Below are 21,798 nucleotides of genomic sequence, written 5' to 3' on the forward strand. Positions count from 1 at the left end.
TGACCTCGGTGGGTCACGCGCCCTCCGCCGTGCGCCTTGGAGCGCCCGCGCAGTGGGCGGCGTGACAGGCATACGGCTGTCGATCACACAGCAGAGGCCCGCCCCCACGGCGGAGGGGGCGGGCCTCTGGTCGGTCACGAGTGCGGGATCGAAAAATCCCGCGCTGGAGTCAGGCCTCAGATCGAAACCATCCGGCCGCAAGCCGCCGGCCATCAAGCCACAGACTGGAACCGTCCGGCCTCAGACAGAAACCGTCCGGCCTCAGACCGTCGCCGCCGGAACGTACGGCGCCAGGTCGGCCGCCAGTTCCTCGTGCACCCGGGCCTTGAGCAGGGTGCCCTCCGGCGTGTGCTCCTCGGAGATCACCTCGCCCTCGGTGTGGGTGCGGGCGACGAGCTTGCCGTGGGTGTACGGAACGAGTGCCTCGATCTCGACCGAGGGGCGCGGCAGCTCGTTGTCGATCAGGGCGAGCAGTTCCTCGATGCCCTGCCCGGAACGGGCGGAGACCGCGATGGAGCGCTTCTCGACCCGCAGCAGCCGCTGCAGCGTCAGCGGATCGGCCGCGTCCGCCTTGTTGATCACCACGATCTCGGGCACCTTGGTCGCGCCCACGTCACGGATCACCTCGCGCACGGCGGCCAGCTGCTCCTCCGGGTCGGGGTGCGAGCCGTCGACCACGTGCAGGATCAGGTCGGCGTCGCCGACCTCCTCCATCGTGGAGCGGAACGCCTCGACGAGGTGGTGCGGCAGGTGACGTACGAAGCCGACGGTGTCCGCCAGCGTGTACAGCCGCCCGCTCGGCGTCTCGGCCCGGCGCACGGTCGGGTCGAGGGTCGCGAACAGGGCGTTCTCCACCAGCACACCCGCGCCCGTGAGGCGGTTGAGCAGGGAGGACTTGCCCGCGTTGGTGTAGCCGGCGATGGCGACCGAGGGCACCTTGTTCCGGCGGCGCTCCTGACGCTTGATCTCGCGGCCGGTCTTCATCTCCGCGATCTCCCGGCGCATCTTCGCCATCTTCTCGCGGATCCGCCGCCGGTCCGTCTCGATCTTGGTCTCACCGGGACCACGGGTGGCGAGGCCGCCGCCCTTGCCGCCGCCCATCTGACGGGACAGCGACTGACCCCAGCCTCGGAGCCTCGGCAGCATGTACTGCATCTGCGCGAGCGCGACCTGCGCCTTGCCCTCGCGGGACTTGGCGTGCTGGGCGAAGATGTCGAGGATCAGAGCCGTTCGGTCGATGACCTTGACCTTGACGACGTCTTCGAGATGGATGAGCTGGCCGGGGCTCAGCTCACCGTCGCAGATGACGGTGTCCGCGCCCGACTCCAGGACGACGTCCCGCAGCTCGTTGGCCTTGCCGGAGCCGATGTAGGTGGCCGCGTCCGGCTTGTCGCGACGCTGGATCACGCCGTCGAGCACGAGCGCGCCCGCGGTCTCCGCGAGGGCGGCCAGCTCGGCCAGCGAGTTCTCCGCGTCCCGCGAGGTTCCCGTGGTCCAGACACCGACGAGTACGACGCGCTCCAGGCGGAGCTGTCGGTACTCGACCTCGGTGACGTCCTCGAGTTCGGTGGAGAGGCCCGCGACGCGGCGCAGAGCCGCGCGGTCGGAGCGGTCGAACTGGTCGCCGTCCCGCTCTCCGTCGATCTCGAAGCTCCAGGCGACGTCCTCTTCCATCAGGGCATCGGCCCGAAGATTCTCGGGGTTGTTCTGCGCGAAGGCGCTCTGTGCGGCCTGGGAAGGGGAAGAAGAGGAGGTCATTGGGTCCTTACGTCGATAGGGATACCGAAGGCGACGGATCACGACAGGAATCACGATCCGTCGAAGGCGACAACGCCCGGGGCTTGCGGGAGATTCCCGTCGCCGACCCGAAGATGGTCGCACGGTACGCCCCGTCTCGTCACCCGGGTTATTGCCCGTCCGCACCGGCGCCACACCCCGATGGACCCCGCCCGCCGCTTCACGACCGTCGCCCACCACCGGCATCCGCCCCTGACCACCGGCATCCGCAACCCACCGCCGGCGTCGGCCGCCCACCGCCGGCTACCGCTTCGCCGGCGTCTTCGCCGGGACCGGCTTCCAGTCGGGGTGTCCCGGCATCGGCGGGGTCCTGACCTCGTACAGCCAGGCGTGGAAGAACCCGCGCAGGTCGCGTCCGGCGATCGCGGAGGCGAGGTCCCGGAAGTCGGCGGTCGAGGCGACACCGTCCCGGTGGACGGTGACCCAGGCCCTCTGCAGCCGGTCGAAGGCGGGGGCGCCGATCTCCTGGCGCAGGGCGTAGAGGAAGAGCGCGGCACCGTCGTAGACATTGGCCCGGAAGATGCCGATCTTCTGGCCGTCCTTGGGCTCCTTGGGTGCGGCGGGCGGCCCTCCGGCGGCACGCCAGCGGTCGGAGGCGCCGTACGCGGCCTTCATCCGCGCCTGAAGCGTCCGGCCCGCGACCTCCTCGGCGTACAGGGCCTCGTACCAGGTGGCGTGCCCCTCGTTGAGCCACAGGTCGGACCAGGTGCGAGGGCTGACGCTGTTGCCGAACCACTGGTGGGCCAGCTCGTGCACCATGATCGACTCGACGTACCACCGGGGGTACTCGGGCCGGACGAACAGCTCTCGCTCGAAGAGGGAGAGGGTCTGTGTCTCCAGCTCGAACCCGGTCTGCGCCTCGGCGATCAGCACGCCGTACGTCTCGAAGGGGTACGGGCCGACCCTGTCCTCCATCCACTTGATCTGCGCGGGCGTCTTCCTGAGCCACGGTTCGAGCTTCTCGCGGTCCTTCGCGGGGACCACGTCGCGCACGGGCAGGCCGTGCGGTCCGGTCCGGCGCAGGACCGCGGAGCGGCCGATGGAGACCTGGGCCAGTTCGGTGGCCATGGGGTGCTGGGTGCGATAGGTCCACGTGGTGGTTCCGGCGGCGCGGTCCGTGCCGGTGACGAGGCCGTTGGAGACGGCCGTGTAGCCGTCGGGCACGGTGACACGGACGGTGAACATGGCCTTGTCGGAGGGGTGGTCGTTGCAGGGGAACACCACGTGCGCCGCGTCGGCCTGGTTGGCCATCGCGAGTCCGTCGGCGGTCCGCAGCCAGCCGCCCTCCACGCCCTGCGGGTACACGGGGTCACTGGTGTGCCGCACAGTGATCCGGGTGCGGTGGCCCTCGGGCAGCGGCTCCTCGGGCGTGATCACCAGGTCCTCGCCCGCGCTCGTGAAGGCGGCGGGTTCCCCGTCGACCTCGACGGAGCCGACCTTCCCGTGCGAGAAGTCGAGGTTGACCCGCTCCAGCCGGGAGGTCGTCCGGGCGTCGATCGTGGTGACGGCCGTGAGCGGCTCACGGTTGCCGCCGGGGTAGCGGAAGGAGAGGTCGTACGACCGCACGTCGTACCCGGGGTTGCCGAGGTGCGGGAAGAGGCGGTCGCCGATGCCGAGGGGCTCGGCGGGTGAGGGGGCGCTCGCGGCGATCAGGCAGACGGAGACGGCGGAGGCGAGCAGCGCGGCCTGGACGCGGCGGCTCCTGGAGCGTGGGGTGAGCGGCATGGACCACCGCTACCAGCGCTCCCGCGTCGCGCGTGGCCGACGCGCAGCGGTCCCACCCGAACGAGCGGCCTGCCGTCCGCCGGGCCGCCTTCACCCCCCGGGGGTCACGCGGCGGCAGCCCGCTGACGTCGGCGGAGACCGGCCGTCGACGTCATTCGGTGGCCGCGGCCTGGTGCTGGGCACGGCCCACGTCGTACACGCCGGGCACGTTCCGCATGGCCCGCATCAGGCCGGGGAGGTGGGCGGCGTCCGGGAGTTGGAGTGTGTAGGTGTGGCGGACGCGCTGCTGGGTCGGGGGTTCGACGGTGGCGGTGACGATGTCGACGCCTTCGAGGGCGATGACCTCGGTGAGGTCGGCGAGCAGGTGGGGCCGCTGGAAGGACTCGGCGACGAGCGTGACCCGGAACTCGGTGGTGTCCCCCCAGCGCACCTCGATCTCGGGGCGCCCCAGGTCCTTCATGCGCGTGACGGCGGCGCAGGCGACGCGGTGCACGGTCACGACTCCCCCGCGGACGGCGAAGCCGGTGACCTCATCGGGCGGTACGGGCGTACAGCAGCCCGCGAGGCGTACCGTCGCCGCGGGTCTGTCGACGACGACCGCGGCGCCGACGGAGTCGGAGGTGGCGGCGGGCTCGTCGAGGGCCGGGCGCAGGGCCGGTGTCCCGTCCTTGCGTGCGCCGTCGCTCTCCTCGTGCCCCTCGTCGGCTGCGGGCGAGGGGTGGGCGGCGAGCCAGCGCTGGATGGCGATGCGCGCGCCGGGTGTGTGGGCGTGCTCCAGCCACTCCCTGGAGGGCTCGGAAGCCGGGTCCTGGCCCATGAGGAGCTGGACGGTGTCGCCGTCCTTGAGGACGGTGCTCAGCCGCACCAGACGGCCGTTGACGCGGGCGCCGATGCAGGCGTGCGCGTCCTCGCCGTACTGCGCGTACGCCGCGTCGACGCAACTGGCGCCCTCGGGGAGCCCCAACGTGCCCCCGTCGGGCCGGAAGACGGTGATCTCGCGGTCCTGGGCGAGGTCCTCACGCAGGGTGGACCAGAACATGTCCGCGTCCGGTGCCGCCTCCTGCCAGTCGAGGAGCCGGGAGAGCCAGCCGGGGCGGGTGGGGTCGACGCGCTCGCCCTCGCCGTCGGGATGCTCCTCCGCCGGGGCGGCGTAGGGATTGCCCAGCGCGATGACGCCGGCCTCGGCGACCTTGTGCATCTGGTGGGTGCGGACCAGGACTTCGGCGACCTGACCGTCACCGCGGGCGACGGCGGTGTGCAGCGACTGGTACAGGTTGAACTTCGGTACGGCGATGAAGTCCTTGAACTCCGAGACCACGGGCGTCAGACAGGTGTGCAGTTCACCGAGGACCGCGTAGCAGTCGGCGTCCTCGCCGACGAGGACCAGGAGCCGGCCGAAGTCGGAGCCGCGCAACTGTCCGCGTTTGCGCGAGACCCGGTGCAGGGAGACGAAGTGGCGCGGCCTTATGAGGACTTCGGCCTGGATGCCCGCCTCGCGCAGGACCCCGCGCACCTCGTCGGCGATCTCCGCGAGCGGGTCGCTCGCGCGCGCCGCGTTCTCCGCGATGAGTGCGCGGGTGCGGGCGTACTCCTCGGGGTGGAGGATCGCGAAGACGAGGTCCTCCAACTCGGTCTTGAGCGCCTGGACGCCGAGCCGTTCGGCGAGCGGGATCAGGACGTCCTTGGTGACCTTGGCGATGCGTTCCTGCTTCTCGGGACGCATCACACCGAGAGTGCGCATGTTGTGCAACCGGTCGGCGAGTTTGATCGACATCACGCGGACGTCGTTGCCGGTGGCGACGAGCATCTTGCGGAAGGTCTCGGGCTCGGCGGCGGCACCGTAGTCGACCTTCTCCAGCTTGGTGACGCCGTCGACGATGTACCGCACCTCCTCGCCGAACTCCTCGCGCACCTGATCGAGGGTCACATCCGTGTCCTCGACGGTGTCGTGGAGCAGGGAGGCCGTCAAGGTCGTGGTCTCCGCGCCCAGTTCGGCAAGGATCAGGGTCACGGCGAGCGGGTGGGTGATGTACGGCTCACCGCTCTTGCGCATCTGGCCGCGGTGCGAGGACTCGGCGAGGAGGTACGCCCGGCGCAGCGGCTCCAGATCGGCGTCGGGGTGGTGGGCGCGGTGCGCGTCGGCGACGTGGCTGATCGCGTCGGGCAACCGGTCGCGTGTCGTCGGACCCAGGAGTGCGGCGCGACCCAGACGGCGCAGGTCGATACGGGGTCGGCCCTTCCTGCGGTGCGCTGGCGACGGCGCAGGGGCGGGCGATACGGCGGGGTTCGTGGCCTCCGCGCTCATGGGCACCTCCGGCTGCGTGGACCGGCGGACGGGTGCCCCATGGCGTGCGGCGGCTCAGGGGATCGTGTCGTTCCCCCGTCCGTGCCGGTGCTTGATGCTACCGAGCCCATCACGCCCGTCCGACCGCCTCTCGCCGAGCGTGAAACGGATCACCCATTCGAGGGACGGCTCCGGGGTTTGCGGTTTCGGGCCGCCCCACTCGGGGTGCGCCATGGATTCGCACCCCTGACCGCACGGTGGGCTTGGATATGCACGCCATCCATGGTCCAAAGTCCGCCAAGTCAAGCCCTACCACACCTCAACGGGCCGCCGTTTCCAGCCACTTGGCATCGATCTCGCCTTCGGCGACGATCACCGCGGGACCCGTCATCTCGATCTCGCCGTCGGACCGTTCGGTGATCACCAGCGTGCCGCCGGGCACGTCGACGGTGTAGGTCGCCGGGGTTCCGGTGACGGCCGGATCGACGCCGTCCCGACGGGCGGCGGCCACGGCGACGGCGCACGCGCCGGTGCCGCACGACCGGGTCTCGCCGGAGCCTCGCTCGTGCACGCGCATCGCCACGTGCCGGGGACCGCGGTCGACGACGAACTCGACGTTGACGCCGTCCGGGTAGGCCGAGGCGGGGCTGAAGGGCGGCGGGGAGAGCAGGTCGCCCGCCTGCGCGAGATCGTCCACGAAGGCGACCGCGTGCGGGTTGCCCATGTTCACGTTGCGCGCGGGCCAGCTGTGCGCGCCGACGCTCACCGTGACCTCCCCCTCGGGCAGGCGCGCGCCGCCCATACCGACCGTGACGTCACCGTCCTTGTCGATGTGGACCCTCTTCACGCCTCCGCGCGTGGCGACGGTGAAGTCGCCCTCGGTGACGTGACCGGCGTGCAGGAGGTACCGGGCGAAGACGCGGACGCCGTTGCCGCACATCTCGGCGACGGAGCCGTCGCCGTTGCGGTAGTCCATGAACCATTCGGCGTCGGCCGCCAGTTCCCTCGCCTCGGGGTGCGCGGCGGACCGGACGACGTGCAGCACACCGTCGCCGCCGATGCCCGCGCGGCGGTCGCACAGAGCCGCGACGGCGGCCGGGGAGAGGTCGATGGCGTTCTCGGGGTCCGGGACGATCACGAAGTCGTTCTCGGTCCCGTGTCCCTTGAGGAAGGCGATCCGCGTGCTCATTCCTCGATCGTACGGGAGCACCCCGGAGGCCAGGACCGGTGAACGGTGCGGGAGCCGGGGAGGGGCGGGACGAGAGCCCGGGGAACGCGGGTGCGGAAGCCCGTGAAGCGTGCACGGGTCGGCGCGGAGGACATCCGGCACCCTCGTGACGGCGCCGGCTACCGGCACGACAGGACGTGGCGGGGCCGCCCTGACCGGGCCCCTAACGGAGCCGGGCCACCCGCCACACGGCCAGCGCCACCACGGCGGCGACGATCAGGAGGTAGAGCAGGGCCATGCGCCAGTCCGGGCGGCGGCCGGTGCCTCGGGCGGGCAGTCCGGGCCACGTGTAACCGACGCGGCGGGCGGCCATCATGCCCCAGCCGGCCGCCGTGGCGCAGATCAGCAGGCCCAGCATGGCGACCACGGCACCGCCGTCGCCGAACTCGAAGGCGAGCGGGAAGGCGAACATCAGGGAGCCGACCGCGCCGAGGCCCACGATGGGCGCGAGCTGCCAGAGCCGCAGCCTGCGCTGGGGGCGCAGCTCGACCTCGACCTCCGGCCCGGTCATCTCGTCCGGTTCCGGTCCGTCGTCGCTCACGCCGCCGGGAGTCTGGTCGTCAGGACCGTCGGGGCTCAGCGGGTCGTCGTCGGGATCCAGTGCGTACCCCTCGGTAACCAGCTGTTCCGCGTCCTCCGCAGCGCCGTGCTCCGCGCCTTGTGCGGTGTCACGAGGGCCGGCCTCCATCGCCACGCGCCCTCCCAACTCGGACTCCACTTGGTCGATCGAAGCTCGATGATGGCACGCCCCCGGAGGCCGGGATGACCGCCGGGGCGACCCGATGCCATGACGTGATCAGGCTGTGACCGGTCGTTCGATCAACGCCAGTGCGAGCTCCGGGAGTTCCGCCAGGTCGGCGAGACCCCCCTTGAGCCAATGCACCCGCGGGTCGCGTCTGAACCATGAATCCTGGCGGCGCGCGAAGCGCTTGGTGGCACGCACGGTCTCGGCTCGCGCCTCGTCCATGGTGCTCTGCCCCGCCAGCGCCGCGAGGACCTGCTGGTAGCCGAGCGCACGCGACGCCGTACGCCCCTCGCGCAACCCCTGCGCCTCCAGTGCGCGCACCTCTTCGACCAGTCCGGCGTCCCACATGCGGTCGACCCTGCGGGTGATGCGCTCGTCGAGTTCGGGGCGCGCCACGTCGACACCGATCTGGACGGTGTCGTAGACGGAGTCGTGGCCCGGGAGATTCGCCGTGAACGGCTTTCCGGTGATCTCGATCACTTCGAGGGCGCGCACGATCCGGCGGCCGTTGCTCGGCAGGATCGCCTGGGCGGCCTCGGGGTCGGCGGCGGCGAGCCGGGCGTGCAGCGCGCCGGATCCGCGCAGGGCCAGTTCCTCCTCCAGACGCGCCCGGACCTCGGGGTCGGTGCCGGGGAACTCCAGGTTGTCGACGGCCCCCCGGACGTACAGCCCGGAACCGCCCACGAGGATCGGCCACCGGCCCTCGGCGAGCAGGGCGTCGATGCGCGCACGGGCGAGCCGCTGGTACTCGGCGACGCTGGCGGCGGCCGTGACGTCCCAGATGTCCAGGAGGTGGTGCGGGACTCCGTCGCGCTCCAGGGGGGTCAGCTTGGCGGTGCCGATGTCCATCCCCCGGTAGAGCTGCATGGAATCGGCGTTGACGACCTCACCGCCGAGACGCTGGGCGAGGAAGACGCCGAGATCGGACTTTCCGGCCGCGGTCGGTCCGACGACGGCGATGACCCGCGAAGGGGGAACTGCGCTACTCACCGCCCCAGTCTCGCAAATGTCGGTGCCTCTTCTCTAACGAGCTACGTGACGCGAGGGAGCCGGCGTCGTTGCGTGTTGCGAGTTCGAAGCGCCGGATTCGAGTTCCGGCGGCCCGGATGACGCAATGGGACGCTCCGGGAGAGCGCGGGAATTAGCCCGCATGATTAGCATTGAGGTTGATATGGGCGTTTTTTCGATGTTCCGGCGCAAGGCGAAGAACGCGGACGAGGCCGTCGTGACGGCAGCCGCACCGGGCGCCGAGACCGAAGCGGAGGAGTCGGAGGAGGCGAAGGGATCCACCGAGGCCACCAGGCCCGAGGAGGAGGCCCCGACCGGGAACGCACCGGCCGAGCCCGCGGCGGAGACCGTCGAGGCGGCGGACGACGTGGAGATCCCCAAGCAGCAGACCGCCGACCAGGCGGCCGACAACGAGGCCGGCGAGAGCGCCCGCACATGACTGCCCCGCGCGGGAAGGTGAACCATGGGTCTGCTGGATAACTTGAAGTCCAAACTGTCCCCGGCCAAGGACAGGGTCTCGCACCTCGCACAGAAGCACGAGGACAAGATCCACCACGGCCTCGACAAGGCCGCGCACACGGTCGACAGGAAGACCAAAGGCAAGTACAGCGACCGGATCCAGTCGGGCACGGGCAAGGCGAAGCACGCCATGGGCCGGCTCGCGCACACGGACGAGGGCGGGCGCACCACACCGCCGACGGGCGGCAGGCACGCCTCTCGGCCCGCGGACAGCGGCCCCACACCCCCGCCCACGCCTCCGGGTGGCGGCACCACACCGCCGCCCACGCCTCCGGGTGGCGGCACCACACCGCCGCCGGCTTCCTGAACAGTTCACATCGCCGGACGGCCGCGGAGCGCCTATCTCCCGGCCGTCCGCCGTGTCCGGCCTAGGACCAGGCGGCCACCAGATAGCCCACTCCGTACGGCGCGTCGTCGTACAGCAGGCTGCCGCCGAGGCCCGCGTTCTCCGCGGCGCCGGCGAGGACCTGCCAGGGGGCCCGGCCGGAGGCCCGCAGCTCGCGTGCGAGGCCGGCGTCCAGCGCCCGGAGGGCCTCGAGGTCGGCGGCGCCGAGTGCCCGGGCGATCTCCGCGTCGAAGCCGGCCGCGCGGTCGTCCAGGTATCCCGGCGCCTTCAGCGTCCGGCAGGCGCTGCCGTCGCCCATCACCAGCAGGGCCACCCGGCCGGCCCGCCCCGCGATGTCCTGTCCGGCGCGGACACAGCTGGCGACGGGGAGCGGTTGCGTGACGCCGAGCCCTTCCACGGGCGCGCAGGCCCATCCGGCGCGGTCGAGCAGCCAGGCGGCCACGGCGAGGGAGGCGGGCAGCGTGCCGGTCGTGTCCCCGGCCCCGTGTCCCAGCCGGACGTCGAGGTCCACGCCGAAGCCCCGGAAGGATCCGCGCACTCCTTCCGGATACGAGGCGTCCCGCTCGTCGGGGCCCACGACGACCAGCCGGTCGGGCCGGGCGGCGGCGAGCACGCCGAGCGCGTCCGCGCAGGCGTCCCGCGCCGGGTCCAGCTCGAACGCGGCTCCGGCGGCGACGTCCGGCACGAGCAGCGGGGGGCAGGGGCACACGGCGGCGGCGACAAGCATGATCCGCAGGGTAACTTCCGCGAGCGAGGGCGACACACGCACCCTTCGAGGGCGCGCGGGACCGCGCGAGCACCCCCACGCACCGACAACCCGAGAACAACCGTCCGGACCGAGCCGAACCCGCTACCGACGAACGGGCTACCGACGAACGCGCTACTCGAGATTCCGCTACTGCCGAATCTCGCTACTGAAGAACTCCGCACCCACCGGTGGTCGCCGCCGGCAGCGGCTCCGGAGCCCCGATCTTCGGCAGCCCCAGCATCACCCCGGCCGCCTTCTCCGCGGGCGCCGCGTTCCGCTTCTCCCAGGCGTCCCCCGCCCGGGTGCGGCGCACGTCGAGGACGGCGCCCTCGGCGAGGAGGTGGTGCGGGGCGGCGTACGTGATCTCGACGGTCACGACGTCCCCCGGGCGGACCTCCCGGTCCGGCTTGGTGAAGTGGACCAGGCGGTTGTCGGCGGCGCGGCCGGAGAGGCGGTGCGTGGCGCCGTCCTTGCGGCCCTCGCCCTCGGCGACCATCAGCTCCAGGGTGCGGCCGACCTGCTTCTTGTTCTCGTCCCAGGAGATCTCCTCCTGGAGGGCGACGAGGCGCTCGTAGCGGGCCTGCACGACCTGCTTGGGGATCTGGTCCTCCATCGTGGCGGCGGGCGTGCCGGGACGCTTCGAGTACTGGAAGGTGAAGGCCTGGGTGAACCGGGCCTCGCGGACGACGTGCATGGTCTGCTCGAAGTCCTCCTCGGTCTCCCCGGGGAAGCCCACGATGATGTCGGTGGTGATGGCCGCGTGGGGGATCGAGGCGCGGACCTTCTCGATGATCCCGAGGTAGCGCTCCTGGCGGTACGAGCGGCGCATGGCCTTGAGGACCGTGTCCGAGCCGGACTGGAGCGGCATGTGGAGCTGCGGCATCACGTTCGGGGTCTCGGCCATCGCGGCGATCACGTCGTCGGTGAAGTCACGGGGGTGGGGGGAGGTGAACCGGACACGCTCCAGGCCCTCGATCTTGCCGCAGGCCCGCAGCAGCTTGCTGAACGCCTCACGGTCGCCGATGTCGGAGCCGTACGCGTTCACGTTCTGGCCGAGCAGGGTGATCTCGGAGACGCCCTCGCCGACCAGGGCCTCGATCTCGGCGAGGATGTCGCCGGTGCGGCGGTCCTTCTCCTTGCCGCGCAGGGCCGGGACGATGCAGAACGTGCAGGTGTTGTTGCAGCCGACGGAGATGGAGACCCAGGCGGCGTAGGCGCTCTCGCGGCGGGTCGGCAGCGTGGAGGGGAACGCCTCGAGGGATTCGGCGATCTCGACCTGGGCCTCGTCCTGGACGCGGGCGCGCTCCAGCAGGACGGGGAGCTTGCCGATGTTGTGCGTGCCGAAGACGACGTCCACCCAGGGCGCCTTCTTGACGATGGTGTCCCGGTCCTTCTGGGCAAGACAGCCGCCGACGGCGATCTGCATACCGGGGCGGGCGGTCTTCATCGGGGCGAGGCGGCCGAGGTTGCCGTAGAGACGGTTGTCGGCGTTCTCCCGTACGGCGCAGGTGTTGAAGACGACGACGTCGGCGTTGCCCTCGCCGGCGTCCTCGGGTGCGCGGACGTAACCGGCGTCCTCCAGCAGACCGGACAGGCGTTCGGAGTCATGGACGTTCATTTGACATCCATAAGTACGCACTTCGTATGTCTTGACGCCCACTGACTGACTCCGGTCGCTGCTGTTGGTCACTCCGTAAGCCTAAGGCAGCGTCCGGGGAGCGCTCGTCGGTCAGGACGTCCCGCCGGTCCACCCCTGTCGGCGCAGCACCGCGGACACGTCGGGCGCCCGGTAGTGGTCTCCCTTGAGCACCTTGCCGTCCTCCCGGCGGGCGACCCGTCCGTCCGGGCCCAGCTTGGTCATGTTGGAGCGGTGGATCTCGGCGATGACGGAGTCGAGGTCGATGCCGTGGACGAGGGCCGTGCCGTACGCCACGTACACGACGTCGGCCAGCTCGTGAGCCAGCCGGTCGAGCGGACCGTCGACCGCCACCTCGGCCACCTCCGCGGCTTCCTCTGCCAGCAGCGCGCCGCGATGGGCGGCCAGCTCGGGCGACACCTCGGTGGGCGCGGTCCGGGTGTCGAGGCCGAAGGCCCGGTGGAACTCGCGGACCAGGTGGACGGGAGAGGAACTCATCCGGCGACCCTATCGACCGGCCGGTCCGGTCCGACAACTCTGTCCTGACCGCCTGGCCCGATCGGCGCGGGTCCGGCGGTGCCGAGGTCACAGCCTCGCACCGGATGGGTCCGGTCCTGGCCGCCCCGTCCGGTGACCTGGCAGGATTTCGCGCATGGTCCAGGTACTCCCACGCATCGGCACGCGGCAGGCGCTGCTGGGCTCGGTGGCTGCGCTGGTGGTCCTCGGGCTGCTCGCGTGGTGGCTGTGGCCGCGCGAGGAGCCGCCGAGCGGGACGGTCACGCTCAGCACCGGAGCCGAGAGCGGTGTCTACCAGCAGTACGGCCAGGAGATGAAGACCGCGATCGCCCGGGACATGCCCCGCCTGACGATCGACCTGAAGTCCAGCGACGGCTCCCAGGAGAACGTCGAACGGGTCGCCACCGGCGAATCCGACTTCGCCATCGCCGCGGCCGACGCCGTGCAGACGTACCTGGACGAGAACAGGACCGGCGCCGGGAAGCTGCGGGGCCTGGCACGGCTGTACGACGACTATGTGCAGGTGGTCGTCCCGGTCACCTCCCCGATCCAGACCATCGCGGACCTCAAGGGCAAACGCGTGGCCGTCGGGCCCGAAGGCTCCGGCGTACGGCTCATAGCGGGGCGCGTGCTGGCCGCGGAGGGGCTGGACATCGACAAGGACATCCGGTCCCGGCCCGACACCATCCGCACCAGCCCCGACGAGCTCCGCCGCGGCCGGATCGACGCCTTCTTCTGGTCGGGCGGACTCCCCACGAAGGGCCTCACCGATCTGGCGGACACGGGGTACGAGTTCCGGTTCATCCCGATCGGGAGCGAGCTGGTGGCGAAGCTGCACGGCGAGGACGACTCCTTCCTGCACTACCGGGCCGCCGTGATGCCCGCCGACGCCTACCCGACCATCCTGCGGACCTCCACCGTGCCCACCATCACGGTGGCGAACCTGCTCATCACCCGCGAGGACATGGACCCCCGGCTGACGGAGTGGCTGACCCGCATGGTCATCAAGAACCGGGACCGGATCGGCAAGGACGTGCACGCGGCACAGCTGGTGGACCTGCGCACGGCCATCTACACGGACCCGCTGTACCTGCAGAAGGGCGCCAAGGAGTACTACCGGTCGGTCAAGCCGTAGGGCCGGGCGGCAGCATGCCGAGGGCCAGCCGAGAGGGGCGACGGCCTGCGTGCATCCCCGGGCCGCACGGACGGTACGCCCGTACGCCCGGCCCCGCCCGCCCTCCTGCCGCCTCAGGGCCGTCCGGGGGCCACCTCAGGGGCGTCTGAGGGCCACCTCGGGGCGCCCAGGCCCCGCTGCAGGGGGCCCGCCTCCGCAGGACCTGCTCACTCCGTCAGGCGGGTCCTGGGCACCGTCACGGTCACCTTCAGCCCGTGGGGCTCGTGGTGGGTGTACGCGATGCTGCCGCCGCCCGCCACTATGAGCGCCCGCGAGATGGAGAGGCCGAGACCGGAACCCTTGATGTTCTGGTGCGCCGTGCTGCGCCAGAAGCGGTCGCCGACCCGTTCCAGCTCCTCGTCGCTGAGGCCGGGCCCGGCGTCGGTGACGACGACCGTGGAGACCGGCCCGTTCGAGGCGACCCGGACCTCGACGCTCTCCCCCGCCGGTGTGAACTTCAGTGCGTTGTCGATCACCGCGTCCAGGGCGCTGGACAGCGCCACGGGGTCGGCCCAGGCCGTGGTGGCGGGGCATTCGCCGACGAGCGTCACTCCCTTGTCGTCGGCGACCGGCGACCAGGAGGCCACCCGCTCGGCGGCCAGCTCGCCGATGTCGGTGAGCCGCAGATCGGCCTCCACGTGCTCGGCGAGGGCCAGGTCGAGCAGGTCGTCGAGGACCTGGGCGAGGCGTTTGCCCTCGGTGCGCACGGAGGCGATCTCCTCGTTGCCCTCCGGCAGTTCGAGGGCGAGGAGGTCGATACGCAGCAACAGGGCGGCGAGCGGATTGCGCAGTTGGTGCGAGGCGTCGGCGACGAACGCGCGCTGCTGCTCCAGGACGTCCTCGACGTTGTCGGCCATCTCGTTGAACGACCGTGCCAGTCTCCGGAGTTCGGGCGGCCCACTGGCCACGGCCACCCGGGACTTCAGCCGCCCCGAGGCGATGGAGTGGGTGGTGGTGTCGAGGACGCGTACGGGCTTGAGGACCCAGCCGGTCAGTTGCAGCGCGGCGCCGACGGCGAGGAGCATCGCGGCGAACTCGCCGGCGCCGATGACCAGCCAGCCACGGAGGATCTTGGACCGCATCTGACCGGTGGGCGAGTCGGTGACGACGACTGCGATCACGTCCCCGTCGTGGATGACCGGCGAGGCGACGACGAGCCGGCCGCGCTGCCAGGGCCACACCTGGTCCGGGTTGTGCGGGCGACGCCCCAGCAGCGCCTCGTCGAACGCGGCGAGTCCCTCACCCTCGTCGGGGACTTCCCAGTTGTAGGGGGCGTTGGCCATGGCCCGGCCGTCTCCGGCCCGGTAGAAGACACCGGCCTTGATGCCGTACACGCGGAAGTACTGATCGAGTTCGTGCTGCAGTGTCTCCCGGCGGCCGTCGGTGGCGCCGCTGGTCCGGGAACCGCTCGGCGTCTCGGTCACGAACTGGGCCAGCGCCGCGAAGCGCGCCGTGTCGTCGATGCGGTCGACGACCACCTCCTGCTGCCGCGCCGCCGCGAGGCTCACCGCCAGCGGGATGCCGAGGGCCAGCAGCACGGCCGCCATCAGGACGATCAGCAGCGGAAGAAGACGAGTGCGCACGCGGGCACGCTACGGCGTCGGGGCGACCAGCCGGTACCCGACCCCGCGCACCGTCTCGATCAGGGCGGGCATCCGCAGCTTGGACCGCAGGGAGGCGACGTGCACCTCCAGGGTGCGGCCGGTCCCCTCCCAGCTGGTCCGCCACACCTCGCTGATGATCTGTTCGCGGCGGAAGACCACCCCGGGCCGCTGGGCCAGCAGCGCGAGCAGATCGAACTCCTTGCGGGTCAGCTGGACGGCCGTGCCGTCCACGCTGACCTGGCGGGTGGGCAGCTCGATGAGCACGGACCCGAGGCGCAGCCCGCTGTCACCGGGCGCCGCGGCCTCGTCGGGGGCCCGGCGGCGGGCGACGGCGTGGATACGGGCGAGGAGCTCGCCGGTGTCGTACGGCTTGACCACGTAGTCGTCGGCGCCGAGGTTCAGGCCGTGAATGCGGGACCGGACGTCGGAGCGGGCCGTCACCATGATCACCGGGGTGCTGGTGCGCTTGCGGATCTTGCCACAGACCTCGTAGCCGTCCTGGTCGGGCAGGCCGAGGTCGAGCAGGACGACCCCGAAGCCGTTGCCCTCCGGAACGAGGGCTTGGAGGGCTTCCTCGCCGCTGCGGGCGTGCGTGACGTCGAAGCCGTGCCGGGCCAGGACCGCGGACAGGGCGGCGGCGACGTGGTTGTCGTCCTCGACGAGGAGCAGCCTCATTCGGCCCCTTCCGGTTCGGTCGGTCTTACGGGTTCAGCCGGTCTTTCGACTTCCGTCGGCTTCCGACTCGATCTGTCTGCTTTTCGACTCAGCCGGTCCGCTGGCGGACTCGGCCGGCCTGTTGTCCGGCGCGACCAGCCTGGCGTCCGGCTCGGCCAGTCTGCCGCGTTCGGTCAGGTGTACGCCTCGGCTGGCACACATTACGCGGATCCGCATCCCTGGCACGGGCGCATTCCTCCATTGCCAGTCACACTGATGAGTGAGGACGCCGTCAAGGCCGTACGAGTTCCGAACGGGTTCCGTCGCCCAGCCGGAACACCTCGCACAGGCCCATCACGTGCAGTGATCGTCCGGCTACCAGATCGTTATGCTCAATTCTCGCTCAGATGTAATGACGCTGGTCGTCGCGGGTCACTACTGTCCTCCGAAACCGAGGAGGACGGAGCCTTAAAGCGATGACCGAAGTTTCGGTGGTCAAGGACGCGGTGCCCGCGGCCGACGACCTGGTCGTCCTGAAGAGCGTCAACAAGCACTTCGGCGCGTTGCACGTACTCCAGGACATCGATCTGACGATCACCAGGGGCGAGGTCGTCGTGGTGATCGGACCCTCGGGGTCCGGTAAGTCCACCTTGTGCCGCACCATCAACCGGCTGGAGTCGATCGACTCCGGCGACATCCGGATCGACGGCAAGCCGTTGCCCGCCGAGGGCAAGGCGCTCGCCCGACTGCGCGCGGACGTCGGCATGGTGTTCCAGTCGTTCAATCTCTTCGCACACAAGACCGTGCTCGAGAACGTGATGCTGGGGCAGGTCAAGGTCCGCAAGGCCGACAAGAAGCAGGCCGAGGAGAAGGCCCGGAACCTGCTGGACCGGGTCGGCGTGGGCACCCAGGCGGACAAGTACCCCGCACAGCTCTCGGGCGGTCAGCAGCAGCGCGTCGCCATCGCGCGGGCGCTGGCCATGGACCCCAAGGTCATGCTCTTCGACGAGCCGACCTCGGCCCTCGACCCCGAGATGATCAACGAGGTCCTGGAGGTCATGCAGCAGCTGGCCCGGGACGGCATGACCATGGTCGTGGTCACCCACGAGATGGGCTTCGCCCGTTCGGCCGCCAATCGGGTGGTCTTCATGGCCGACGGCCGCATCGTCGAAGAGGCTGTGCCGGACCAGTTCTTCAGCAACCCCCGCAGCGACCGGGCCAAGGACTTCCTGTCGAAGATCCTGCACCACTGACGGCCCTGCCGACGCCGATCTCGGCCCCCGGCACCCGCACCATGACGGTCCGCATCTGTTCACCAGTCAAAGGATGTTCACCATGAAGCTCCGCAAGGTCTCCGCCGCAGCGGCCACCGCCCTCGTCCTCGCCCTGACCGCCACCGCCTGCGGTGGCGACGACAGCAGCAAGGAGAACGGCTCGGGCTCCGGTTCCGGTGGCGGCGACAAGATCAAGATCGGCATCAAGTACGACCAGCCAGGTCTCGGCCTGAAGAACCCCGACGGTTCCTTCTCCGGCTTCGACGTCGACGTGGCGACCTACGTGGCCAAGGAGCTCGGTTACGAGCCCAAGCAGATCGAGTTCGTCGAGACCAAGAGCGCGGACCGTGAGAACGCGCTGGCCCGCGGCGACGTCAAGTTCATCGCGGCCACCTACTCGATCAACGACGAGCGCGCCAAGCTGGTCGACTTCGCCGGCCCCTACCTGCTGGCCCACCAGGACCTGCTGGTGAAGGCCGACTCCGACATCAGCAAGGGCACGGACCTCAACGGCAAGACCCTGTGCTCGGTGACCGGCTCCACCTCGGCCGAGAACGTCAAGAAGGACATCGCTCCGAAGGCTCAGCTGAAGGAGTACGGCGGCTACTCGGAGTGCATCGCCGGTCTGCAGAGCGGCGCCGTGGACGCGGTCACCACCGACGACTCGATCCTCGCGGGCTTCGCCGCCCAGGACAACTACAAGGGCCAGTTCAAGCTCGCGGGCCTGAAGCTCAGCAACGAGAACTACGGCATCGGTGTCAAGAAGGGCGACAAGGCGACCGTCGACAAGATCAACGCCGCCCTGGAGAAGATGGTCAGCGACGGCGCCTGGGAGACCGCGGTCAAGGAGAACTTCGGCCCGGCGGACTACAAGAACGAGCCCGCCCCGAAGATCGGCGACATCAAGTAAGCGGACATCCGCACCCAGCGCGGTTCTCGTAGTCGCGCCGCCGCCCGCCGCATCGTGCGGTAGAGGCGGCGGCGCGGTGCGTCGCCTGCCTCGTACGCCACACACCCGGAAGCGCGGGAGACTGTGTTCGACTTCCTTTCAAACTACAACGACCCAACCTTCTTGGGTGCGTTCTGGATGACGGTCAAGCTCACCGTCTTCTCAGCCATCGGCTCCCTGATCTGGGGGACGCTGCTCGCGGCCATGCGTGTGAGCCCCGTACCCCTGATGCGCGGCTTCGGCACCGTGTACGTGAACGTCGTGCGGAACATCCCGCTGACCGTCATCATCGTCTTCACCTCGCTCGGCCTCGCCGACATCTTCCGGGTGACGATGGGAGCGGGCAACGACGTCAAGGCCACGGCCTTTCGGCTCGCCATTCTCGGTTTCGTGGCCTACACCGCGGCATTCGTCTGTGAGGCGCTGCGCTCGGGCATCAACACCGTGCCCGTCGGCCAGGCGGAGGCGGCACGCGCCATCGGACTGAGCTTCACCCAGGTCCTCGGCCTCATCGTGCTGCCGCAGGCGTTCCGGGCCGTCATCGGCCCGCTGGCCAACGTGCTGATCGCGCTGACCAAGAACACGACCGTGGCCGCGGCGATCGGTGTGTGGGAAGCCGCCTACCTGATGAAGGGCATGATCGAGAAGGAGGCGCAGACCCTGCTCATCGGCGCGATCTTCGCCTTCGGATTCGTTGTTCTGACCCTTCCCACCGGCCTGATCCTGGGCTGGCTGAGCAAGCGACTGGCGGTGAAGCGATGAGTTCTGTTCTCTACGACGCCCCCGGCCCCCGGGCCAAACGGCGCAACGTGATCTTCACGGTGGTCTTCGTCGTTCTGCTGGCCCTCCTCGCGTGGTGGCTCTGGGGAGCGCTGGACAGCAGGAACCAGCTGGAGTGGAGGCTCTGGAAGCCGTTCTTCACCTCCGAGGCCTGGACGACGTATCTGCTGCCCGGTCTCGCCAACACGCTCAAGGCCATGGCGCTCTCCATCGTGATCGCCCTGCCCCTCGGTGCGCTCTTCGGCATCGCGCGCCTCTCCGACCACCTGTGGGTCCGCATCCCGGCCGGTGCGGTGGTCGAGTTCTTCCGGGCCATCCCGGTCCTGCTGCTGATGCTGTTCGCCAACGAGGTCATCGCTCGCTCGTTTGAAGTCACCACCGAGCAACGGCAGCTCTACGCGGTCGTCACCGGTCTGGTGCTGTACAACGCCTCGGTCCTCGCCGAGGTCGTGCGCGCCGGCATCCTCGCCCTCCCCAAGGGCCAGACGGAGGCCGCCCAGGCGATCGGTCTGCGCAAGGGCCAGACGATGTCCTCCATCCTGCTGCCGCAGGCCGTCACGGTGATGCTGCCGGCCATCGTCAGCCAGCTCGTGGTCATCGTGAAGGACACCGCCCTCGGCGGCGTGATGATCGGCTTCACCGAACTGCTCAGCGGACGCGCGACGCTGGCGGCGGTGTACGCCAACGTCGTGCCCAGCTTCGTCATCGTCGCGATCATCTACATCGTCCTGAACTTCATCATCACCAGCTTCGCGAGCTGGCTGGAGCAGCGGCTGCGGCGGGGCAAGAAGTCGACGGGCGTGGTGCTGGGCCCGGCGGCGATCGAAGGCACGGCAGCGACCGGCGCGGGAGGCGCCGTCGGCGGCATCGGCATCGGGGATGCGGGTGACGACGACGGCGACGGAAACTGACAGGTGATCAGGTGACATCCGCCCAGGATGTCCCCCGATTCGCTCCCCGGAGGGCAGTGGCACGATCGCCACTGCCCTCCGTCACTTGACGCAAGCACCGGCAATGGGTTGCATACGTTCTGTGATCGTGCACCCTGCTCCAACTTTCTGTTCACCTACGTCCGCCGGGACGTCACGTCGGGCAGGGGGCGCCGCGCCGTGGACCCGGTGATCATCGTCGGAGCGGGGCCCGTGGGGCTCACGCTCGCCCTCGCGCTGGCGCGGCAGGAGGTGCCGTCCGTGGTCCTCGACGAAGGACCCGGGAAGGACGAGCAGCGGCTCGCCCGGACGGTGGTGCTGAACGAGGACACGGCCGCGCTGCTGGAACGATTGTCCGGCGTCCCCCTCGCCCGGGCCGGCTGCCGTTGGGCCGGATGGCGGTCGATGCGGCGCAAGCAGGTGATGCGTCGGGTCCGTTTCGGGGACGGCGGCTTCGACGAGACGGACATGCCCCCCGGGGAGGACCCGAAGGGGCTTCGCGGCGGCCCGGAGGACGTCGTCGAGGGTTCCGCGGACCTCCCCCCGCTCCACATCGCCCAGCACGTCCTGACCGCCGCCCTGCGTGAGGCCATCGTCGGCGAGCGGCTCGTGAAGGTCGCCGTGGAGAGCCGGCTCGACGCGATCGAGCAGGAGAAGTCCGGCGTCACCGCCCACACGCGCGGGCCCAAGAGCACCTGGTGGCGCGGCAGTTACCTGGTGGGCTGCGACGGGCCTCGCTCGACGGTCCGCAAGCTCCAGGACATCCGCTTCCCCGGCCGTACGGCGGTGGAACGGCATGCGGTCGCCGCGTTGCGCGCCGAACTCCCCTGGCCGGGCGAGGCGTTGCTGCACCGCATGCCGCCGTGGCGCACCTCGGGCCCCTCCGGTGGGGAGATCACCGCACGGCCGCTCGACGGCGGTGTCTGGCGCCTGGACTGGCTGCTGCCACCGGGCAAGGACCTCGTGACGCCCGAACTCCTGGTGGCCCGCGTCCGGGAGACACTGGCCGGCTGGACGGGCGGCTCCACACCGCCGTACGACCTGCTGGACACCGGCGTCCACACCGTGCACCACCGGCTCGCCCGGCGGTGGCGGGTCGGCCGGGTCTTCCTGGCCGGGGACGCCGCGCACCTGCTCGGGGCGCTCGGCACCCAGGGCCTGGACGAGGGGCTGCGGGACGCCGACAACCTCGCCTGGAAACTCGCCCTGGCCTGGCACCACGGCCCGTACGAGGCACTGCTGGACAGCTACCAGGCGGAGCGGCGCGCGGTCGTCGCCGCCCGGCTGCGGGCCGCCGACCAGGTCCTGCCCCTCCTGCGGGGCGCCAAGGGGCTGCGCGCGTACGTCCCCGGCTCGTCCCGGGGTCATGACGCGTTGCTCTCCGACGGTCATCTGGGGCGCGGAGCGCTGGGTGCGCCGGGGGCGTACTCCGACTCGCCGCTCATGCCTCCGCACTCCGAGGCGGAGACGCCGATCGACACCCTGCCGGGCACCCAGGTCGTGGACGTGGAGGTGACCGCGGAGGACGGCTCCTTCGTACCGCTGCGGGACCGGCTCGGACGGGGCGCACTGCTCGTGGTGCTGATCGCGCCGGGTACCGGTGTGTGGGAGCGCAAGCACTGGATGAGCGCCGGGATCATGCCGCGGCTGGCCGCCGCCGTCTCGGCCCTGCCGCGCCCGGCCGAGTTGCTGGTCGCCGAGTCCTACCCGGGCGCGGGCGCCCACACCGTCCTCCTCGTCCGGCCTGACGGATACCTCGTCACGGCCCTGAGCGGTGTACGCCCGGCCGACCTGTACACGGCGGCGGCGGCGACGCTGGGCGAGGCGGAGCAGCGGTCCGAGGCCACCGGGGCGGCTTCGAGTACTCGGTGACGCGCCCGGA

The 21,798-nt window shown here is 70.7% G+C and carries 19 protein-coding genes; 8 read left to right on the plus strand and 11 right to left on the minus strand.

Annotated elements, in window-relative coordinates; genetic code table 11:
* Window positions 1-261 precede the first annotated feature (261 nt).
* From hflX to miaA, 6 genes are all read right to left on the minus strand, one after another.
* The gene (gene hflX, locus ACFU5F_RS29430) at window positions 262-1,758 is read right to left on the minus strand and encodes a GTPase HflX (RefSeq protein ID WP_383893552.1); all 1,497 of its coding nucleotides are present in this window, start codon (window positions 1,756-1,758) and stop codon (window positions 262-264) included.
* A gap of 282 nt (window positions 1,759-2,040) precedes the next feature.
* Window positions 2,041-3,522, minus strand: a complete 1,482-nt coding sequence (locus ACFU5F_RS29435) for a M1 family metallopeptidase (protein WP_383893555.1) — start codon at window positions 3,520-3,522, stop codon at window positions 2,041-2,043.
* 151 nt (window positions 3,523-3,673) lie between these two features.
* The gene (locus tag ACFU5F_RS29440; protein WP_383893557.1) at window positions 3,674-5,827 is read right to left on the minus strand and encodes a RelA/SpoT family protein; all 2,154 of its coding nucleotides are present in this window, start codon (window positions 5,825-5,827) and stop codon (window positions 3,674-3,676) included.
* Between the two features lie 298 nt (window positions 5,828-6,125).
* A complete protein-coding gene (dapF, locus tag ACFU5F_RS29445; RefSeq protein WP_383893560.1) occupies window positions 6,126-6,995 on the minus strand; it encodes a diaminopimelate epimerase in 870 nt (289 codons plus the stop codon).
* Between the two features lie 202 nt (window positions 6,996-7,197).
* The gene (locus tag ACFU5F_RS29450) at window positions 7,198-7,728 is read right to left on the minus strand and encodes a hypothetical protein (RefSeq protein WP_383893672.1); all 531 of its coding nucleotides are present in this window, start codon (window positions 7,726-7,728) and stop codon (window positions 7,198-7,200) included.
* Window positions 7,729-7,830: 102 nt separating this feature from the next.
* Window positions 7,831-8,769: a tRNA (adenosine(37)-N6)-dimethylallyltransferase MiaA gene (gene miaA, locus ACFU5F_RS29455; protein WP_383893563.1), complete on the minus strand. Its 939-nt coding sequence runs from the start codon at window positions 8,767-8,769 to the stop codon at window positions 7,831-7,833.
* Between the two features lie 181 nt (window positions 8,770-8,950).
* On the opposite strand from miaA, the gene ACFU5F_RS29460 reads away from it, so the two are divergent.
* Complete coding sequence (locus ACFU5F_RS29460) at window positions 8,951-9,226, plus strand: hypothetical protein (protein ID WP_383893566.1); 276 nt, start codon at window positions 8,951-8,953, stop codon at window positions 9,224-9,226.
* A 24-nt stretch (window positions 9,227-9,250) separates the two neighbouring features.
* Complete coding sequence (locus ACFU5F_RS29465) at window positions 9,251-9,613, plus strand: antitoxin (protein ID WP_383893570.1); 363 nt, start codon at window positions 9,251-9,253, stop codon at window positions 9,611-9,613.
* Window positions 9,614-9,674: 61 nt separating this feature from the next.
* Here the strand turns inward: ACFU5F_RS29465 and ACFU5F_RS29470 are convergent, their stop codons facing one another.
* From ACFU5F_RS29470 to ACFU5F_RS29480, 3 genes are all read right to left on the minus strand, one after another.
* Window positions 9,675-10,379, minus strand: coding sequence for a class III extradiol dioxygenase subunit B-like domain-containing protein (locus tag ACFU5F_RS29470; RefSeq protein ID WP_383893573.1), 705 nt, complete (start codon window positions 10,377-10,379; stop codon window positions 9,675-9,677).
* Between the two features lie 184 nt (window positions 10,380-10,563).
* Window positions 10,564-12,090 (minus strand): tRNA (N6-isopentenyl adenosine(37)-C2)-methylthiotransferase MiaB, encoded by a 1,527-nt coding sequence (gene miaB, locus ACFU5F_RS29475; protein WP_383893576.1) that lies wholly within the window; start codon window positions 12,088-12,090, stop codon window positions 10,564-10,566.
* A 39-nt stretch (window positions 12,091-12,129) separates the two neighbouring features.
* Window positions 12,130-12,534 carry a MazG nucleotide pyrophosphohydrolase domain-containing protein gene (locus ACFU5F_RS29480; protein WP_383893579.1) on the minus strand — a complete coding sequence of 135 codons (405 nt, stop codon included), beginning with the start codon at window positions 12,532-12,534 and terminating at the stop codon, window positions 12,130-12,132.
* A gap of 154 nt (window positions 12,535-12,688) precedes the next feature.
* On the opposite strand from ACFU5F_RS29480, the gene ACFU5F_RS29485 reads away from it, so the two are divergent.
* Window positions 12,689-13,687 (plus strand): TAXI family TRAP transporter solute-binding subunit, encoded by a 999-nt coding sequence (locus tag ACFU5F_RS29485; protein WP_383893582.1) that lies wholly within the window; start codon window positions 12,689-12,691, stop codon window positions 13,685-13,687.
* 206 nt (window positions 13,688-13,893) lie between these two features.
* On the opposite strand, the gene ACFU5F_RS29490 is transcribed toward ACFU5F_RS29485, so the two are convergent.
* Window positions 13,894-15,309: an ATP-binding protein gene (locus ACFU5F_RS29490; protein ID WP_383893585.1), complete on the minus strand. Its 1,416-nt coding sequence runs from the start codon at window positions 15,307-15,309 to the stop codon at window positions 13,894-13,896.
* A gap of 9 nt (window positions 15,310-15,318) precedes the next feature.
* Window positions 15,319-16,005, minus strand: coding sequence for a response regulator transcription factor (locus ACFU5F_RS29495; protein ID WP_383893588.1), 687 nt, complete (start codon window positions 16,003-16,005; stop codon window positions 15,319-15,321).
* 455 nt (window positions 16,006-16,460) lie between these two features.
* Here ACFU5F_RS29495 and ACFU5F_RS29500 point away from each other — a divergent pair, with 455 nt between their 5' ends.
* The 5 genes from ACFU5F_RS29500 to ACFU5F_RS29520 all read left to right on the plus strand — a co-directional run bounded on the left by ACFU5F_RS29500 (window position 16,461) and on the right by ACFU5F_RS29520 (window position 21,788).
* Window positions 16,461-17,237 (plus strand): amino acid ABC transporter ATP-binding protein, encoded by a 777-nt coding sequence (locus ACFU5F_RS29500; protein WP_059081467.1) that lies wholly within the window; start codon window positions 16,461-16,463, stop codon window positions 17,235-17,237.
* A gap of 82 nt (window positions 17,238-17,319) precedes the next feature.
* Complete coding sequence (locus ACFU5F_RS29505; RefSeq protein WP_383893592.1) at window positions 17,320-18,168, plus strand: glutamate ABC transporter substrate-binding protein; 849 nt, start codon at window positions 17,320-17,322, stop codon at window positions 18,166-18,168.
* 123 nt (window positions 18,169-18,291) lie between these two features.
* On the plus strand, window positions 18,292-18,969 hold the full coding sequence (locus ACFU5F_RS29510) for an amino acid ABC transporter permease (RefSeq protein WP_383893595.1): 678 nt from the start codon (window positions 18,292-18,294) through the stop codon (window positions 18,967-18,969).
* Window positions 18,966-19,898: an amino acid ABC transporter permease gene (locus tag ACFU5F_RS29515; protein WP_383893598.1), complete on the plus strand. Its 933-nt coding sequence runs from the start codon at window positions 18,966-18,968 to the stop codon at window positions 19,896-19,898. Before ACFU5F_RS29510 ends, ACFU5F_RS29515 begins: the two co-directional genes overlap by 4 nt.
* A 198-nt stretch (window positions 19,899-20,096) precedes the next feature.
* Window positions 20,097-21,788 (plus strand): FAD-dependent monooxygenase, encoded by a 1,692-nt coding sequence (locus ACFU5F_RS29520; protein WP_383893601.1) that lies wholly within the window; start codon window positions 20,097-20,099, stop codon window positions 21,786-21,788.
* The last annotated feature ends 10 nt before the right edge of the window (window positions 21,789-21,798 follow it).

It is taken from the genome of Streptomyces sp. NPDC057438 (genome assembly GCF_042802995.1).
Taxonomy (GTDB): domain Bacteria; phylum Actinomycetota; class Actinomycetes; order Streptomycetales; family Streptomycetaceae; genus Streptomyces.